This window comes from Methyloceanibacter sp. (assembly GCF_051306395.1).
Taxonomy (GTDB): Bacteria; Pseudomonadota; Alphaproteobacteria; order Rhizobiales; family Methyloligellaceae; genus Methyloceanibacter.
The window spans coordinates 1-14,944 of sequence record NZ_JBPPND010000003.1; the positions used below are offsets into that span (position 1 = coordinate 1).

Here is a 14,944-nt window from a genome sequence, read left to right on the forward strand (position 1 = left end):
ATTGCTTGCAGGAATGGCCCGGCGATCGTGACTGGATTGGCATCGACATTTTCCGGTTGGATGACGCAGGAAAGATTGTAGAGCACTGGGATGTGTTGCAGGTCGAGCCGGAAAACTCGGCGAACCTGAACGGCATGTTCTGACATCCATTCATTTTTCGCGATCCGATTTGTCCGAATCTCTTACTTCACAGCCCCCTTCGTCCGTCACCGTCACCACGACGGCACGGCTGCATTTCGGCTTCCTCGACCCGAGCGGCCGCGGCGCGCAGCCTTTCGGCAGTTTCGGTCTGTCGCTCGATCAACCCTGCACGCGGCTCACCTTGCAGTCAGCGGAGGCGGAGCATGCAAGCGGGCCGGAAGCCGACCGCGCCGCGCGTTATCTCGAGACCATTGCCGAAAGCTGCGGAGTCGATCGCGCCTACCGGCTCCACATGGAGGCGGCGATTCCCTCCCATGCGGGGCTCGGCTCGGGCACCCAGCTCGCGCTCGCCGTCGGGTCCGCCTTCGCCGCAGTCGAAGGGCTCGATCTCAGCCCGCTCGAGATCGCCGGCCGGCTCGGGCGGGGTGCGCGTTCGGGAATCGGCATTGCGACCTTCGAGGCGGGCGGGGCCGTGCTCGACAGCGGCCCGCGAAACGGTGCGCTTCCGGCGTTGGTGGCGCGCGTCCCCTTCCCCGAAAACTGGCGGGTGCTGTTGGTCTTCGATCCGGAAACCAAGGGGCTCGACGGCGCGGACGAGATCGCCGCCTTCGAAGCGCTTCCCGCCTTCCCCAACGCCGAGCAGGCGGACTTGCGCGCACGCATCGTCGACCGCGCTTTGCCCGCCCTCGAAGCCTGCGACTTCGCGGCGTTCTGCGCCGAAGTGGGGCACCTCCAGGAGCGCATGGGCGCCTATTTCGCGCCGCTTCAAGGCGGACCCTACACCAGCCCGCATGTGGCGACCGTGCTCGAGAGCTTGCGCGCGGATGGCGTGATCGGCCTCGGGCAGAGCTCCTGGGGGCCGACGGGGTTTGCCTTCGCAGCCTCCGAGGGTGCCGGCGAAAAATTGCTTGCGGCGGCGCGGGACCGCGACGAAAGCGGTGTCTTGCGCTTCACCTTGGCCAGGGGCCGCAACGAAGGCGCCGAGATCGCGCCAACTTGAGAAAAATCGCCATTGGGCGCATCCGAGGCCCTTTGCCGCCTCGCCTGATGTGCTAAAGCGAGGCAGTCAACGCACGCGGTTCGCGTACAAAAACTCAAGAACGCTGGGAGATGTAAGCGATGGCCCTGCCACGCATTGTGCACATGATCACGCCGCTCAAGCATATGAGCCCGTTCGACGTGAACATGGCGCTCGACGCCGGTTACGACGACGCAATTCCCTATACGAACGTGACCATCGAGGACGTCTATGGCCTCGTGCAGGACGCCATCTTTTCGCGTAGCCCCGACGGCATCAAGCGCACCGCCATGTTTATCGGCGGCAAGCGGGCCATCGAAGCGCTCGACATGATGGACAAGGCCAAGAAGGCGATGGTGCCGCCCTTCGAGATCTCGGTGTTCGCCGATCCTGCCGGGTCCTTCACCACCGCCGCGGCGATGGTCGCCTGCGCCAAGAAGGCCCTCAAAGAAAATTTCAAGACCGACCTGAAGGGCAAGCGCGTGGTCGTGTTCGGCGGCACGGGTGTGGTGGCTTTCGCCTCCGCCGTGATCGCCACCACCGATGGCGCCAAGGCTGTTCTGGTCGGCTATGACGGGCCGGAACGCGTGCGCCGGCTCACCATGGAGGCGAATGACCGCTTCGACGTCGATCTCGGCTATGCCGACGGCACCACCGAAGAGCAGAAGGCGGAGTTGGCGCGGGAAGCCGACCTCGTCTTCTCTGCGGGCCCCGCGGGACGTCAAATTCTGAGCCTCGACCAGATCAAGCAGTCCAAGGACCTGAAAGTCGCCGCCGATGTGAATGCGGTGCCGCCGCTCGGCGTCGAAGGCGTCGGCATCAAGGACAAGGGCACGCCCATCGAGGGCACGAACGCCGTCGGCATCGGCGCGCTCGCCATCGGCGACGTGAAGTACAAGACGGAGTCAGGCTTGTTCAAAGAAATGATCCAGGCCGAGAAGCCGGTCTATCTCGATTTCCGTGCCGCCTACAGTCTCGCCCAAGACCTCACCTCCTAGGCGATCGCCCCGGAACCGCGGCGCATTGCTGATCGCCGCTGTCTCGGGCCGGGCGCTGGCGCGTGCGGCGGTCGAGGCCGGTTATGTGCCGCTCGTCGCCGATTTCTTCGCCGACGCCGATACGCAAAAGCTGGCGCATGCCTGCCGCAAGATGCCGGTCGATCTGGCCCGCGGCTTCCAGTGGAGGAGTTTGGGGCCGGCGCTCGCGGCACTTGCGCAAGGCGCCCCTGCCCCCGTGCTCGGGGTTGTGTACGGCGCGGGCTTCGAGGACCGCACGCATCTCCTCTCGCGAATCGAAGCGCGCTGGCCGCTGCTCGGCAACGACGCCGAAACCGTCGAGACCATCAAGGCGCCGGAGCGCTTCTTCGCGCTGCTCGACGATTTGGCGATCCCCCATCCCGTCACGGTGACGGCGCGGCCGCGCAACGCCACCGGCTGGGTCGCCAAGCGCCGCGGTGGGGCCGGGGGCAGCCACGTGGTCCCGGCGCGGTTCCAGACGCGCGCAACCAATGTCTATTACCAGGCGCTGGTCGAGGGGCGCGCCGTCTCGGCGCTCTTCATCGCCAACGGACGGACCGCACGCGTGCTCGGCTTCAGCGAACAATGGACGGCGCCCGCTCCCGGCAAGCCGTGGCGCTATGGCGGCGCGGTACGGCCGGCGTCCCTCTCAGACGGCGCGGCGGAAGAGATGTCGCGCATCGTGATCTCCGCCGCCCGGGCCTCAAGAATCACGGGGCTGGCCTCCGCGGATTTCATGCTCGGCCAGAATCATCCCTATCTGATCGAGATCAACCCGCGACCTGGCGCCACACTCGATATCTTCGCAGGCGCGGCAAAGCCGCTGCTCACTCTCCATGTGGACGCGGTGCGCGACGGCAAGCTTCCTTGGAAAATGCCTGTCTTCGAAGGGGCTGCGGCCATGGGTTACGTCCACGCGCCAAAGACCTTGGTTGTGCCCCGCAGCATGATTTGGCCCGCCTGGGCGGCCGACCTCCCGGCCCCCGGTGAGCGGATCGACAAACAGCGTCCGATATGCACTGTACTGGCCCGCGCCGGGAGCAGAGGACGGGCGAAGCGCCTCATACAAGAGCGCAAAGCCAGCATCCTGGCCAAAATTCAAAAGTCTGAGGGGGAGCGGGGTGAACAAAAAGAACAACGAAGGACGTGCAAGCCAAGACATGAAGAAACCGAGTATCAACACGCTGGTCGCGCCGCTGGTGCGCGACCTCATCGATAATGCCGACGCCTTGCGCGTCGAGGTGACGAAGGGTTCGCTGGGCGAGACACTCGTCGATTGTGGGGTAAAAGCCGTGGGGGGCCTCGAGGCCGGCCGGCGACTGTCCGAGATCTGCCTTGGCGGTTTGGGCCAGGTGACATTCGAGACCACGAGCACTGACGACCCCTGGCCGTTCATGGTGACCGTGCATACGAGCCAGCCCGTGCTCGCCTGCCTCGGCTCGCAATATGCCGGGTGGAGCCTTTCGGTCGAGGACAACGGCAAGAAATTCAGCGTACTCGGCTCCGGCCCGGCCCGCGCCATGGGCTCTTCGGAGAAGCTGTTCGACGAGCTTGGTTATCGCGACCAGGCGAAAACCGCCGCGCTGGTGATCGAGGCGGACAAAGCGCCGCCGGCCGCGATGGTGGAGAAGATCGCGGAGGCCTGCAAGATCGCGCCGGACAAGCTGACGATCCTCTACGCACCGACCTCGAGCCTCGCCGGTACGGTGCAGATCGCCGCGCGCTGCCTCGAAGTCGCGCTGCATAAGGCGCATGAGCTGCACTTCCCGCTGGAAGACGTCGTCGACGGCATCGCCACGGTCCCGGTGCCGCCGCCGGCGCCCGGCTTCATCGAGGCGATGGGCCGCACCAACGACGCCATTATCTATGCCGGCCGCGCCCAGCTCTACGTCACGGGCGAAGCGGACGCGGCCAAGAAGCTCGCCGACGAATTGCCGAGCGCCAACTCGAAGGACTACGGCAAGCCGTTCGCCGAAATTTTCGCGGCGGTGAAGGGCGACTTCTACCAGATCGACCCGATGCTGTTCAGCCCGGCCAAAGTCACGGTGACATCGCTCAAGACGGGCGAGAGCTTCCAAAGCGGTAAGATCGACGACGCCGTACTGCAACGCTCCTTCGCCTGAGCTCCATGGTTGCCGAACCCGCCATCACCCCGTCCATCGTCCTGTTCGGCGATGGACGGGATTGGCATGGGAAGAGCCTGCTGCGCGCCTTCAAGCGGCGGGGCATCCGCCCCATCGTGGCGCCGCTGCCGGTCTGCGGTTTTTCCACAGAGACCGCGACCGGGCTCTCCATTCCATGGCTCGGCGATCACCGGCCCGAAGGCGCCTTCGTGCGCTTCATTCCCGGGGGGAGCTTCGAGGAGGTCACGCTTTATCTTGGGCTGCTCCATGCCCTGCGTGAACTCGGCGTCACGGTGTGGAACGACGCCCGCGCCATCGAGCGCTGCGTGGACAAATCCACCACGACGTTCTTCCTGCAAAAGGCCGGGCTGCCGACGCCGCGGACCTTTGCCGGCGTCGACAGGAGCACGGCGGAAGCGATCGTCGCCCGGCTCGCCGCGGAAGGACACCGCGTCGTCGAGAAGCCGCTGTTCGGCGCCCAAGGCAACGGATTACGCCTGATCGAAGCGGCCTCCGACCTCTCGCCGCCCGAAGCGGTGAACGGCGTCTACTATCTGCAAGAATTCGTTCCCGGCGCACAAGGGCGCCACCAGGATTGGCGGCTGTTCGTCTGCGCCGGCCGTGTTGTTGCCGCGATGATCCGCCATGGCGAAAGCTGGATCACCAATATCAAGCAAGGCGCCCGCGCCAAGGCGGCCATCGCCAGCCAGGAACTGAGCGATCTCGCCGTGCGCGCCGCGGCCGCGGTGGGCGCCGACTATGCGGGCGTCGATGTGATCCAAGCGCCCGACGGGAGATTTCTCGTGCTCGAAGTCAACTCCATGCCGGCTTGGAACGGCCTTCAGAAGGTCACGCGGCTGCGCATCTCAGACCATGTGGTCGATGCGTTTCTCGATGCGGCGCTGCCCGCGGGCAGGCGCAAGACCCAAGAGGAAGCGTGACCGCACCCCTCACCTCCGAACGTATTGCCTCAAACTTTCATGAGGCTTGCCTTGCCGAGCTCGAGGCCCTGAAGCCCGGCAACGTGCATCGCTTCGCCAACGGTCACAATATGAGCGTCGGCGACTTCGAGAAAAGCGCCGCGGCCGCGGCGCCGGCGATGGGCGCTCCCGGTCTCTCGGTGGGCGAGCGCATCGAGGCCGCGGTAGAGGCCACGCGCGAGGCTGTCAGCCAGAATACCAATCTCGGCATCGTGCTGCTTGCAGCCCCCCTCGCCCAGGCGGCGCTCGATCCTTCGGGCCACAGCCTGGAAGACCGGCTCAAGGGGGTTCTCGGCTCTCTCACCGTCGAGGACGCTTGCGCGGCCTATCGCGCGATCCGGCTCGCCGAGCCCGGCGGGCTTGGGCAAGCGCCCCACCATGACGTGGCGGCGGAGCCCGGGGTCACCCTGTATGAGGCCATGCAGGCGGCGGAGACCCGGGACCGGATCGCCTGGAATTACACCCACGGCTTCGTGGACGTCTTCGAGCTCGGTCTCAAATGGCTCGACGGCGGCACGAAACGCTGGGGCCACGTGGCCTGGGTCACGACCTATGTCTATCTCGGTTTCCTCGCCCACATCCCGGACACCCTGATCGAGCGCAAGTTCGGCGGCGCGGCAGCGAGCGCGGTTCGGGACGAAGCGCGGCCGATCGAAGCGGGACTGTCCCATTGCCACGATCCGCAAGACATGGCGGGGCCCCTCTCCGCGTTCGACGCCTCGCTCAAGGAACGGGGGCTGAATCCGGGAACTTCCGCCGATTTGACCGTGGCCACGCTGTTCGCCGCCGCGCTGCAAGCCCGGTAAAGGGCTCGATAAGGAACATTCGGCGGCAGGCAAAAACGGCCAATAATCGACTTGCCGATCCTTCCGGCCCCGGCTTATGTTGCGCCAGCGGAACTCCGACCAGGAGTTGCGGACGGAGGAGCGTTCACCCAGAGCACTTTCGTCGGCTCGTCGCCGGGTCTTAAGGCCGGTGGCCGCCGTTTTGTTTGATCATCCTAGTACTAGGGAGGGGTTGCCTCATGGCCAAAATCACTGGTGTTTCTGTCGGCGAGTCGCTCGTCGGCGACGGCAACGAAGTTGCCCATATCGATCTACTGCTCGGTCCGCGCGGCAGCGCCGTCGAAACGGCTTTCTGCAACGCACTGACCAACAACAAGGACGGCTTCACCACGCTTCTGGCGGTTGTCGCGCCGAACCTGCTCTGCAAGCCGCCGACGATCCTCTACAACAAAGTGACCATCAAGGACGCCCGCCAGGCCGTCCAGATGTTCGGTCCTGCCCAATACGCCGTGGCCAAGGCCGTGGCCGACTCCGTGGCCGAAGGTGTGATCCCCGCCAACGAGGCAGACGATCTTTTTGTCTGCGTCGGCGTGTTCATCCATTGGGAAGCCAAGGACGACAAGAAGATCCAGGAATTCAACTACACGGCCACCAAGGAAGCCCTCGCCCGCGCAGTCGCCGGCGAGCCGAAGGCCTCCGACGTGACCGCCAAGAAGGATTCGGCCACTCATCCTTTCGCCGCTGGCTGAAAAGGAGAACCCCCAGGTCGGGACGACCCCGGCAGTGGAAACGGGCCGGGCCCGATTCGGCGGTGGCTACAAAAGCTCGGTTTCTAAGAAACAGAGCTAACCGCATATCAAATCTGAGATCGCCGCTTTCCCACGAGAGCGGCGATTTCTTTTTGGCTGATGGCCCCGGAGTGCAGCGCCGTTGCCGCGAGCACGCCCCGCGCGCCGGCCTGCGCCACCTTTGCGATGTCGTCGAGACCGGCCACCCCGCCGCCCACGTAGACGGCACGGTTGCCCGCGCGCGCCAGCGTCTCGTGCAGGCGGGCCAGGTCCGGACCCGTCTCGGTGCCCACGCGACCGAGACTCATAAGAATGAGCCTGTCGGGCCAGAGCGACGGATCGGCCATCACCTCCTCGGGGCCGCGCAAGCCCTGCTCATCGAAATCGAGAGACAGCACGAGGTTGGAGGCAAAGTTGCCGCGGATATTCTCCCAGGCGTCCAGGCTCGCGATCGTCTCGCTGCCGATGACGAGCGTGGCGCCGAGCGGCAGCCAAAAGGCGCAATCGCTGACGTCGGAGAAGCCGGCATCGATCCACAGATCGATGCTGGGAAAGATGTAGCCCAGTTCCCGGCAGAGTTCGAAATTGTTGCCCCGGCCGAGGATCGCATCGAGATCGGCGATATAAAGTGCCGACGAGAAGGTGATGCCGAGCATCGCCCTGGCAATGGCCGCCGCGTCATGGGGCGGGCCGAACGGGGTGGCGATCGGCCGGTACTCGGCCCGCTTTCCCGCGTGAGCTTGCTTGCCCGCGCGCGCATGGACGACTACCCCGTCTTTCAGATCGAGCACGGGGATGACGGCGAACGCGCCCGAGGCGTGATTTACGGAGACCTCGGAATGAAGCGTCATGGCGCCGTGCCTCCCGATGCTTCTTCCTATCATGACCAGGAATAGCGTCTTGGCAAATGAGGGCCGAATGGAAGCGTCTTTTGGGTGGGACTTGGGCGGCGCCAACCTGAAGCTGGCGCGAATCGAGGACGGCCGGGTGGTGTCCGTGACGCAGACCCCCTGCCCCGCGATTCCCGACCCCGCCAAGTTCAATCAGGCCTTGGACGAGGCGCTGAGGGCGTGTCCGGAGGGTAGCCGGCACGCGGTGACCATGACGGGCGAGCTCTCGGATGTGTTTCCGTCGCGGGCGGCGGGCGTGGCCTATCTCGTCGGGCTGATGCGCAAGGCGACCGGCGAGGACACACTCTTCTATAGCCTGCGCGATGGGCTGATCGGCGCCGACGCGGTGCGCGAGCATTGGCAGGACGTGGCGTCGGCCAATTGGCATGCCAGCGCCACGCTCACCGCAACGCTTGCGGGCGACGGGCTCCTGATCGATATCGGCACCACCACCACCGACCTCATTCCTCTGAAAGCCGGCAAAGCCGCCGCTGTCGGGCTGACCGACGGCGAGCGCCTGACCGAAGGCGAACTGATCTATGGCGGGGTGGTGCGCACGCCCGTCATGGCGGTGGCGCAGACCGCTCCCTTCAAGGGCCGCATGCAAGGCATGGCCGCCGAGCGCTTCGCCACCATGGCCGACGTCTATCGCCTGACCGGAGAGCTGCCCGAGGACGCCGACCCCTACCCCGCAGCCGACCAGCGCGGAAAGAGCCTCGATGAGAGCGCCGCGCGATTGGCGCGCATGCTGGGACGCGACGCGGACGATGCGGATTTCATCGCCTGGAAGGCGCTCGCCCATTTCCTGGCGCGGCGGCAGCTCGCGCAGATCTCGTCCGACGCGAAAGTCCTCATCGAACGCGAGGGCCTCGCCGCCGATGCGCCCATAATCGGGGCCGGCTGCGGCCGCTTCCTCGCCGAAACCCTGGCCGAGCAGCTCGACCGCCCCTATCGCGATTTCGCCGAGATCATCGATTGCGCGGAGGATGCGCGGGAGATGGCCGCACGATGCGCCCCTGCAGTGGCCGTGGGGCTGCTTGCATCGGCGTCTCCCCATGCCTAGATGTTTGGGATTAGCGGCGGCGCCGCTATCACCATATCTGGCCTTTGCCCCCAGAAAAGCGCTAAATGCGGTGACCAAGAAGATGAGGATTCTGCCCCTATGCCGACCGACGCTGGCCTTCACGAAGAGCATGACGACATCGTCTATCCGTCCGCGGTTCCCTTCGTCTTGGTTCACCTAGCCTGTTTCGGCGCGATCTGGTCCGGGGTCACCTGGCAGGCGCTGGTCCTTTGCGTGACGCTCTATTGGCTGCGAATCTTCGCCATCGGCGCCGGCTATCACCGCCTGTTCTCGCACCGCGCCTATTCCACCAGCCGGGCCTTCCGCTTCGTCCTCGCCGTCCTCGCCCAAAGCACCGCGCAAAAGAGCGTGCTGTGGTGGGCGGCCAAGCACAGACATCACCATCTCCATTCCGACACCGAGCTCGATGTCCACTCGCCGCGCCACACCGGCTTTCTCTATAGCCATCTGGGCTGGATCTTCTCGCGCCGCCACGACACGTTCGACGAGGCGGCGGTCGCCGATCTTGTGCGCTATCCCGAGCTTCGCTGGCTGCACAAATACGAGCTGGTGCCGGCCGCCGTGCTCGCTCTGCTCTGCTTCCTGATCGCCGGATGGTCCGGCCTGTTCGTCGGCTTCTTCTGGAGCACGGTGCTCGTCTATCACGGCACGTTCTGCATCAACTCGCTTGCCCATGTCAGCGGCCGCAAGCGCTATGTCACCGGCGACGATTCCCGCAACAACTGGCTGCTCGCCGTGTTCACCATGGGCGAAGGCTGGCACAACAATCACCACGCCTTCCAAAGCAGCGTGCGGCAAGGCTTCCGCTGGTGGGAGATCGACCCGACCTTCTACATCCTCAAGGCGCTGTCCTGGGTCGGCGTCGTTTGGGATCTGAGAATGCCCCCCAAGCAGGTGGTGCAGAACGAGCACGGTCTCGGCGCCAGCGTCATCAATCGCGCGGCCGAGCAGCTCGTGGCGCATTTCAACTCCGAGCGCATCGCGAATTCCATCGCCTCGGCCCTGCAGGGATCGGAGCTGACGGCCTTTCGGGAGCGGCTGGCCCGGGCCCATGACCGCACGGCGGAGGTGCTGGCCACGATGCATCTTCCGCATGTGCCGCATATGCCGAGCCGCGAGGAGCTTTCGGCCAAGGCCAGAGCGATGTTCGCCAAGACCAAGTCGATGGAGGAGATCGCCGACCGGGCCTACGAGATGCTGCTCGCCTCGGTGGGCGCCAAGCTCGCCGGCACCCTCGAGCGCCGGCCTTAGCCCATCCGTCGATTGGATCCCCCTGGGACAGTCAGAAACCAATTGTTGATCCTGCGCCCCTTGGTTTGAACCAAATCCAAGGCTCAACCGTTGTTCAAGTGACGGGTAGGACTAACCAAGGAGCGTGACATGCGAATTCTTCTGACTTCTGCTGCAGCCCTCGTTGCAGGGAGCCTCGTTCTTGGCCTTGGCCCAGAAAGCGCAACGGCAAGCCCGCTTCCGGCCTTGACCACTCTTTCCGTCGATCAGAGCGCCGTGCAAACTGTCGGTTGGCGCGAGCGCTACCACCGCCGTCACCGCGTGTGGCCGTCCGGACCGCGCCGCATGGTAGAGAATGGCGACGTCGTCGTGACGGCCGATGGCAACGCGGTGATCTTCGCGCCGCTCCGTCCACGCAGTTGCGGCGAGTACCACTATTGGAATGGCGTGGCTTGCGCCGACGCGCGCTACACCGATCCCTATCTCGGCCCCAAATAGCCGCATGAAGACGATGAAGATCCGAGGGGCCTAGCGGCCGCCTCGGATCGCCGCGTCATTTGCCTAGTGATGCGCCGAAACGTGCCTGACGCATTCGGACAGCAGCGCGTTCGGTGCCGCCTCTCCGACATCGCCCAGGCTGAGCATGCCGACCATGCGCTTGTCCTTGTCGATCACGGGCAGCCTGCGGATCTGGAGCTGCTCCATGTGATGGACCGCCTTGTCCAGATCGTCGTCTTCCCGGCAACAATGGATGCCAGAACTCATCACATCCCGGGCCGTCATGCTGGCGGCATCGAACCCGTTCTTTGCCAGACCGTTGCAGACGATGTCGCGGTCCGTGACCATCCCGACGAGCTTGTCGCTGTCGCCGACCGGGATGCAGCCAATGTCATGGCCGCGCATCAACTTGGCGATTTCGCTGATGGGCGTGTCTGGGCTAACCCAATCGACGCCCCGATGCATTGCGTTTTTGACTTTCATGGGTGGACCTCCAGTGTTGGAGCTTCGCTACTTTGTGTCTAATGCAGCCCGGTCCCTCCCGTTTCGCAATTATAGCAGGGATGGGACGAGCTGACACGGGCAGCCTGCGAGGCCTCTCAGCGCCCGGTCTTGTCGAGGGGCGGGTTAGACTCGCGCGAGGCGTGCCTAGGCCGCTCTCTCAATCACGACAGGCACCGGCCGGCAGACCGTGCTGCACACCGGCGATTGGGTCCGCGCCACGTCCAGCAGATCTTCCAGCATCTCGTCGGAGCAATCCGCCTCGATCTTCATGAGAATGCGGATCTGCTCGTAACCCGGCGACACGCTCTCATCGAGTCCAAGCATGCCACGCATGTCGATCTCACCCTCGAGCTTCGTTGAGAGGTGGCGGATCGTGATGCCGCGTGCCGCTGCGTGCAGCACGAGCGTGGTCGTGGCGCATCCCGCCATGGCGTGCAGGAGAAACTCCACGGGGTTGGCGCCCTCGTTGTCGCCGAGCAGGACAGGCGGCTCTCCGTTCATGAACTCGAACGGCTCCTCCCGTGAGACGTCCTCACGCCCCGCCCCGTAGAAGTCGCGGATGGTGGAGCGGTTCGTCCCTCCGTTGATCCACGTATTCGCCGCTCGGAACTGGAACCTGGCCAATCCGGGATCGGCCTTGATGGCATCAATCGTCTCGAAGGCTGCCTGCACATCCAGGCCATTGACCATGACTGGCCGTGTCATTGCTTGCTGCGTGCTCATGCTCGTCCTCCTGAAATTTCGCCATCCGCACCCGTGCGGTGGCTCCTGGAGGTGAAGGTAGAGAGCGCCCCTCCTCGCTCTCAGATCGATTTTCGTCAAAAAGGGTCGATTCGTGCCAAGATCGGCCCATGGACAAGACCGCTCCCGTCGAAGCCCTGATCATCGCCGTGCCGGAAACGGCGGGCTCCGCCCTCTACGGCATGATCGACGTCCTATCGTCCGCCGGCTCGCTCTGGCAGCAGTTGGCCGGCGCAGAACCGCAGCGGCAATCGATCCATGTCCGCATCGTTTCGCCGTCGAAGACCCCGTTCACCTGCGGCCACAGGATTCCCGTCCAGCCCGATCTCAGTGCCGTAGACGATCCACGCGCCGATATCGTCATTCTGCCGGAGTTGTGGCTCGCGCCCGACGATGACATGGAAGGCCGGTATCCATCGCTCCTTGCATGGGTCCGCGAGCGCTACCGTGACGGGAGCACCATCTACTCGGCCTGCTCGGGATCGGTGATGCTTGCCGCGACGGGTCTCCTGGACAACAGGGACGCCACATCGCACTGGGGATACGCGGACCTGTTCCGGACTCGATTCCCGAAGGTCCGGTTCCGGCCTGAGCCCGCGCTGGTGTTCGCCGACCCTGCGGGCAGGATCGTGACCGCCGGTGGCACCACGTCGTGGCACGACCTCGCGCTGCACATCATCGCGCGGCATATGAGCCCTGGTGAGGCCTTGCGCATTGCCAAGGTCTACCTGCTCAAGTGGCACAGCGAGGGTCAGCTGCCTTATGCAGCGCTGGTGCGCCCGCAGCCGCATGCGGATTCGGTCGTGCGGGTCTGCGAGCAGTGGCTCGCCAAGCACTATCGCGACGCCGAGGCCGTAGCCAAGGTCGTTACGATCGCCGGCATCCCCGAGCGCAGCGTGAAGCGGCGCTTCAAGGTGGCGACCGGTACCACGCTGATCGGCTATGTGCAGAACTTGCGAGTGGAGGAAGCCAAGCGGCGCCTCGAATCCGAGGACGTTTCGTTCGAGACCATCGCCGCCGACCTCGGCTACGAGAACCTCCCCTTCTTCCGCAAACTGTTCAAGCGCTCGATCGGACTGACGCCCGGTCAGTATCGGAAAATGTTCCGGCCCTTCATTTCTGCGTCGGAACCCGCGCTGCCTTCGCCCTAAGCGGGGGTGTGCTTGTAGAAGTCCTCGATCGTCTCGACGAGCAGACGCCAGGCTTCGTGCTCGCGCGGACCCGCCGTCTTCTCCACGGCGATCTGGAGATAGGCGAGCTCCTGCTCGATCTTCTCGCGCGGCAGCATCTTGAGGCGGCTGGCGAGGATCGCGGTTTCGATGACCGCGGCTTGCGCGCGGTTGAAGCCCTTGAAGGGCGCATGAGTCGCTTCGTGCACGATCCGGCAATGGAAGCGTGGGCGTAGCTCGTCCTCCTCCACGCGCTCCACGGCAAGCTCGGCATGGGCGAGCGATCCATCGAGAATGGCGCCGGGGATTTCCGTGGCGCTGCGCGTCGGCCAGTCCTTGTTGCCGGTGAGACAGCCGGCAAAGACCAGCACGTCGTCGGTGAAATTCGCCACGGCGAACGGCGTGGTCTGCAAATTGTCCAACGTGGTCGAGGGGCGGAACGGGGCGATGATCCAGCCGTCGCCGTCCTCGATGAGGCCGAGCGGCGCGATATGCACCCTCCCCTCCTCGCCCAGCGTGGTGACAATGCATTCGCGGATCATCGGCATGAGGCATTCCTTCTCGGCGTCATGAAGCCTTGCCCGCCTTCTTCTTCTTTTTCGCGAGCAGCGTGTGTCCAGCGTCCTTTAGCCGGGTCCGGTCGTCGACCGGGCAGTCGGCCGCGACGCCCCAATCGAGCGGCTCATCCTGAGCGTAACGTTTGGCCAGCCTCCAGGCGATCTCCGCCTTTACCAGCTCCGCCCCCAAATAGAACGCGTGAGGACCGTCTTCCTCGATCCCGAGCTTGGGAAACAGCCCGAACACATCCTGAGCGACGTGATGACCGTCCCGGTTATAGATGTGCACGCCATCTTCGGCGACCTCGACGCGATAATTCCTATCGCGCACGGCGGCGGCGTTTTCCTCGATCTCCTCCGGGGTCTGCGGAAAGGGCCGCTTCGCGTGAAGGCCAAGCAGCTGGTCCGTATACCCCTTCGGGAGCTCGCCGTCGGCGCGGGAGGCGAACATCATGCGCCGTGCGATGTCGTGCTCCTCGTAGGTCCGCCTTGTATGCGGGCTGACCTGCACTACCAGCACGTTCTTGATCTTGAGTTCGGAAGCGATGCCGATCAATACAGCGGTGATCCCCGTGGTATCGGCGTCGGTCAGCTCGGTGAGATTGCCGGTGCCGAGCAAAATGTCGACCTCCGGGCGCTCCCGGCGGAGCTGCGCATAGCGTTCGAGGGATTTCATGAAGCCGAAATTGATCGGATCGAGCACGGGGTCGGCGAGATACGGAAGACCCTTGGCATCGAGCGCATCCATCGCCCGGTCGAGCGATGCCATGTCGCCATGGTCCCTGGGGATGAGGACGGAAACCGAGGGGACCTCGTCGGCAATATGGAGCGTGGATTCGTTGAGGCTCAGCAAATAGTCAGCGCCCGCCTTACCGCCGCGCAGCAGCTCGTCCGGGTCCGCGGAGTCGATGCTGACCTTGTAGCCGTGCCTCTTGAGCGCGACCACCGCCTCTTCGAGATGGGGAAACGGCGTATCGGGCAGGCATCCCAAGTCGATCACGTTCGCGCCCTTGTAGGAATACTCCTCGGCGCGTTCGAGAATCTGTTCGATGCTCAGAGTCGTGGCATCGATGATTTCCGCGAAGATCTGGATGTCGTATTGCGTCATGTCGGAGGCTTTGCGCGCACGGCCAAAGAAGATCGGGATGTCCTTGACCTCGTCCGGTCCGCGCACGACCGGCACCCCATAATGCTCACTCAGCCGATCGAGATCGGCGCGGCAGCGGCCGGGCAGCATGATCTTCTCCGCATCGCCCGCCGACTCTAGCCGGCGCAGGATGATCTCCTCGGTCATCAGTGCCGCGACCTTCACGCCGATATCGAAGACCTTCCAGTCGAACTCCGCGTCCATGCCGTCGAGCACGGCTTCCAGACGAGGCTGCGCCAGATGTCCGGTCAGAAACAGAATGGTCTCGGCCAT

At 64.7% G+C, this 14,944-nt stretch carries 17 protein-coding genes; 12 read left to right on the forward strand and 5 right to left on the reverse strand.

All coding sequences use genetic code 11. The features are described 5' to 3' along the window. The 8 genes from ACSLE4_RS00075 to fae all read left to right on the forward strand — a co-directional run. On the forward strand, positions 1-143 hold a 143-nt coding region (locus ACSLE4_RS00075; RefSeq protein ID WP_435902495.1), incomplete at its 5' end, for a nuclear transport factor 2 family protein. A gap of 26 nt (positions 144-169) precedes the next feature. Further along, positions 170-1,141: a GHMP family kinase ATP-binding protein gene (locus tag ACSLE4_RS00080; protein WP_435902451.1), complete on the forward strand. Its 972-nt coding sequence runs from the start codon at positions 170-172 to the stop codon at positions 1,139-1,141. 119 nt (positions 1,142-1,260) lie between these two features. Then, positions 1,261-2,157, forward strand: coding sequence for an NAD(P)-dependent methylenetetrahydromethanopterin dehydrogenase (locus ACSLE4_RS00085; protein WP_435902452.1), 897 nt, complete (start codon positions 1,261-1,263; stop codon positions 2,155-2,157). A 25-nt stretch (positions 2,158-2,182) separates the two neighbouring features. Then, positions 2,183-3,394, forward strand: a complete 1,212-nt coding sequence (locus ACSLE4_RS00090; protein ID WP_435902453.1) for an ATP-grasp domain-containing protein — start codon at positions 2,183-2,185, stop codon at positions 3,392-3,394. Beyond that, positions 3,336-4,298, forward strand: a complete 963-nt coding sequence (gene mch, locus ACSLE4_RS00095; RefSeq protein ID WP_435902454.1) for a methenyltetrahydromethanopterin cyclohydrolase — start codon at positions 3,336-3,338, stop codon at positions 4,296-4,298. The genes ACSLE4_RS00090 and mch overlap by 59 nt, the downstream gene beginning before the upstream one ends. 5 nt (positions 4,299-4,303) lie before the next feature. Further along, positions 4,304-5,239 carry a RimK family alpha-L-glutamate ligase gene (locus ACSLE4_RS00100; protein WP_435902455.1) on the forward strand — a complete coding sequence of 312 codons (936 nt, stop codon included), beginning with the start codon at positions 4,304-4,306 and terminating at the stop codon, positions 5,237-5,239. Beyond that, the gene (locus ACSLE4_RS00105; protein WP_435902456.1) at positions 5,236-6,084 is read left to right on the forward strand and encodes a triphosphoribosyl-dephospho-CoA synthase; all 849 of its coding nucleotides are present in this window, start codon (positions 5,236-5,238) and stop codon (positions 6,082-6,084) included. The genes ACSLE4_RS00100 and ACSLE4_RS00105 overlap by 4 nt, the downstream gene beginning before the upstream one ends. 218 nt (positions 6,085-6,302) lie before the next feature. Next, positions 6,303-6,812, forward strand: a complete 510-nt coding sequence (gene fae, locus ACSLE4_RS00110; protein WP_435902457.1) for a formaldehyde-activating enzyme — start codon at positions 6,303-6,305, stop codon at positions 6,810-6,812. Between the two features lie 107 nt (positions 6,813-6,919). On the opposite strand, the gene ACSLE4_RS00115 is transcribed toward fae, so the two are convergent. Beyond that, positions 6,920-7,702 (reverse strand): HisA/HisF-related TIM barrel protein, encoded by a 783-nt coding sequence (locus tag ACSLE4_RS00115; RefSeq protein ID WP_435902458.1) that lies wholly within the window; start codon positions 7,700-7,702, stop codon positions 6,920-6,922. A 67-nt stretch (positions 7,703-7,769) separates the two neighbouring features. On the opposite strand from ACSLE4_RS00115, the gene ACSLE4_RS00120 reads away from it, so the two are divergent. The 3 genes from ACSLE4_RS00120 (at position 7,770) to ACSLE4_RS00130 (ending at position 10,553) form a co-directional block, all read left to right on the forward strand. Beyond that, positions 7,770-8,804, forward strand: coding sequence for a hydantoinase/oxoprolinase family protein (locus ACSLE4_RS00120; RefSeq protein ID WP_435902459.1), 1,035 nt, complete (start codon positions 7,770-7,772; stop codon positions 8,802-8,804). Between the two features lie 99 nt (positions 8,805-8,903). Beyond that, positions 8,904-10,076, forward strand: a complete 1,173-nt coding sequence (locus tag ACSLE4_RS00125; protein ID WP_435902460.1) for an acyl-CoA desaturase — start codon at positions 8,904-8,906, stop codon at positions 10,074-10,076. 225 nt (positions 10,077-10,301) lie between these two features. Next, positions 10,302-10,553, forward strand: a complete 252-nt coding sequence (locus ACSLE4_RS00130; protein ID WP_435902461.1) for a hypothetical protein — start codon at positions 10,302-10,304, stop codon at positions 10,551-10,553. 63 nt (positions 10,554-10,616) lie between these two features. On the opposite strand, the gene ACSLE4_RS00135 is transcribed toward ACSLE4_RS00130, so the two are convergent. Together ACSLE4_RS00135 and ACSLE4_RS00140 are read right to left on the reverse strand one after the other, a co-directional pair. Beyond that, positions 10,617-11,036: a CBS domain-containing protein gene (locus ACSLE4_RS00135; RefSeq protein ID WP_435902462.1), complete on the reverse strand. Its 420-nt coding sequence runs from the start codon at positions 11,034-11,036 to the stop codon at positions 10,617-10,619. Between the two features lie 165 nt (positions 11,037-11,201). Further along, positions 11,202-11,780: an OsmC family protein gene (locus ACSLE4_RS00140; protein ID WP_435902463.1), complete on the reverse strand. Its 579-nt coding sequence runs from the start codon at positions 11,778-11,780 to the stop codon at positions 11,202-11,204. A 128-nt stretch (positions 11,781-11,908) separates the two neighbouring features. Here ACSLE4_RS00140 and ACSLE4_RS00145 point away from each other — a divergent pair, with 128 nt between their 5' ends. After that, positions 11,909-12,949, forward strand: coding sequence for a GlxA family transcriptional regulator (locus ACSLE4_RS00145; RefSeq protein ID WP_435902464.1), 1,041 nt, complete (start codon positions 11,909-11,911; stop codon positions 12,947-12,949). Here ACSLE4_RS00145 and ACSLE4_RS00150 read toward each other — a convergent pair. Then, positions 12,946-13,515 (reverse strand): DUF447 domain-containing protein, encoded by a 570-nt coding sequence (locus ACSLE4_RS00150; RefSeq protein WP_435902465.1) that lies wholly within the window; start codon positions 13,513-13,515, stop codon positions 12,946-12,948. The genes ACSLE4_RS00145 and ACSLE4_RS00150 overlap by 4 nt on opposite strands. A gap of 19 nt (positions 13,516-13,534) precedes the next feature. Continuing rightward, the gene (locus ACSLE4_RS00155) at positions 13,535-14,944 is read right to left on the reverse strand and encodes a DUF6513 domain-containing protein (RefSeq protein ID WP_435902466.1); all 1,410 of its coding nucleotides are present in this window, start codon (positions 14,942-14,944) and stop codon (positions 13,535-13,537) included.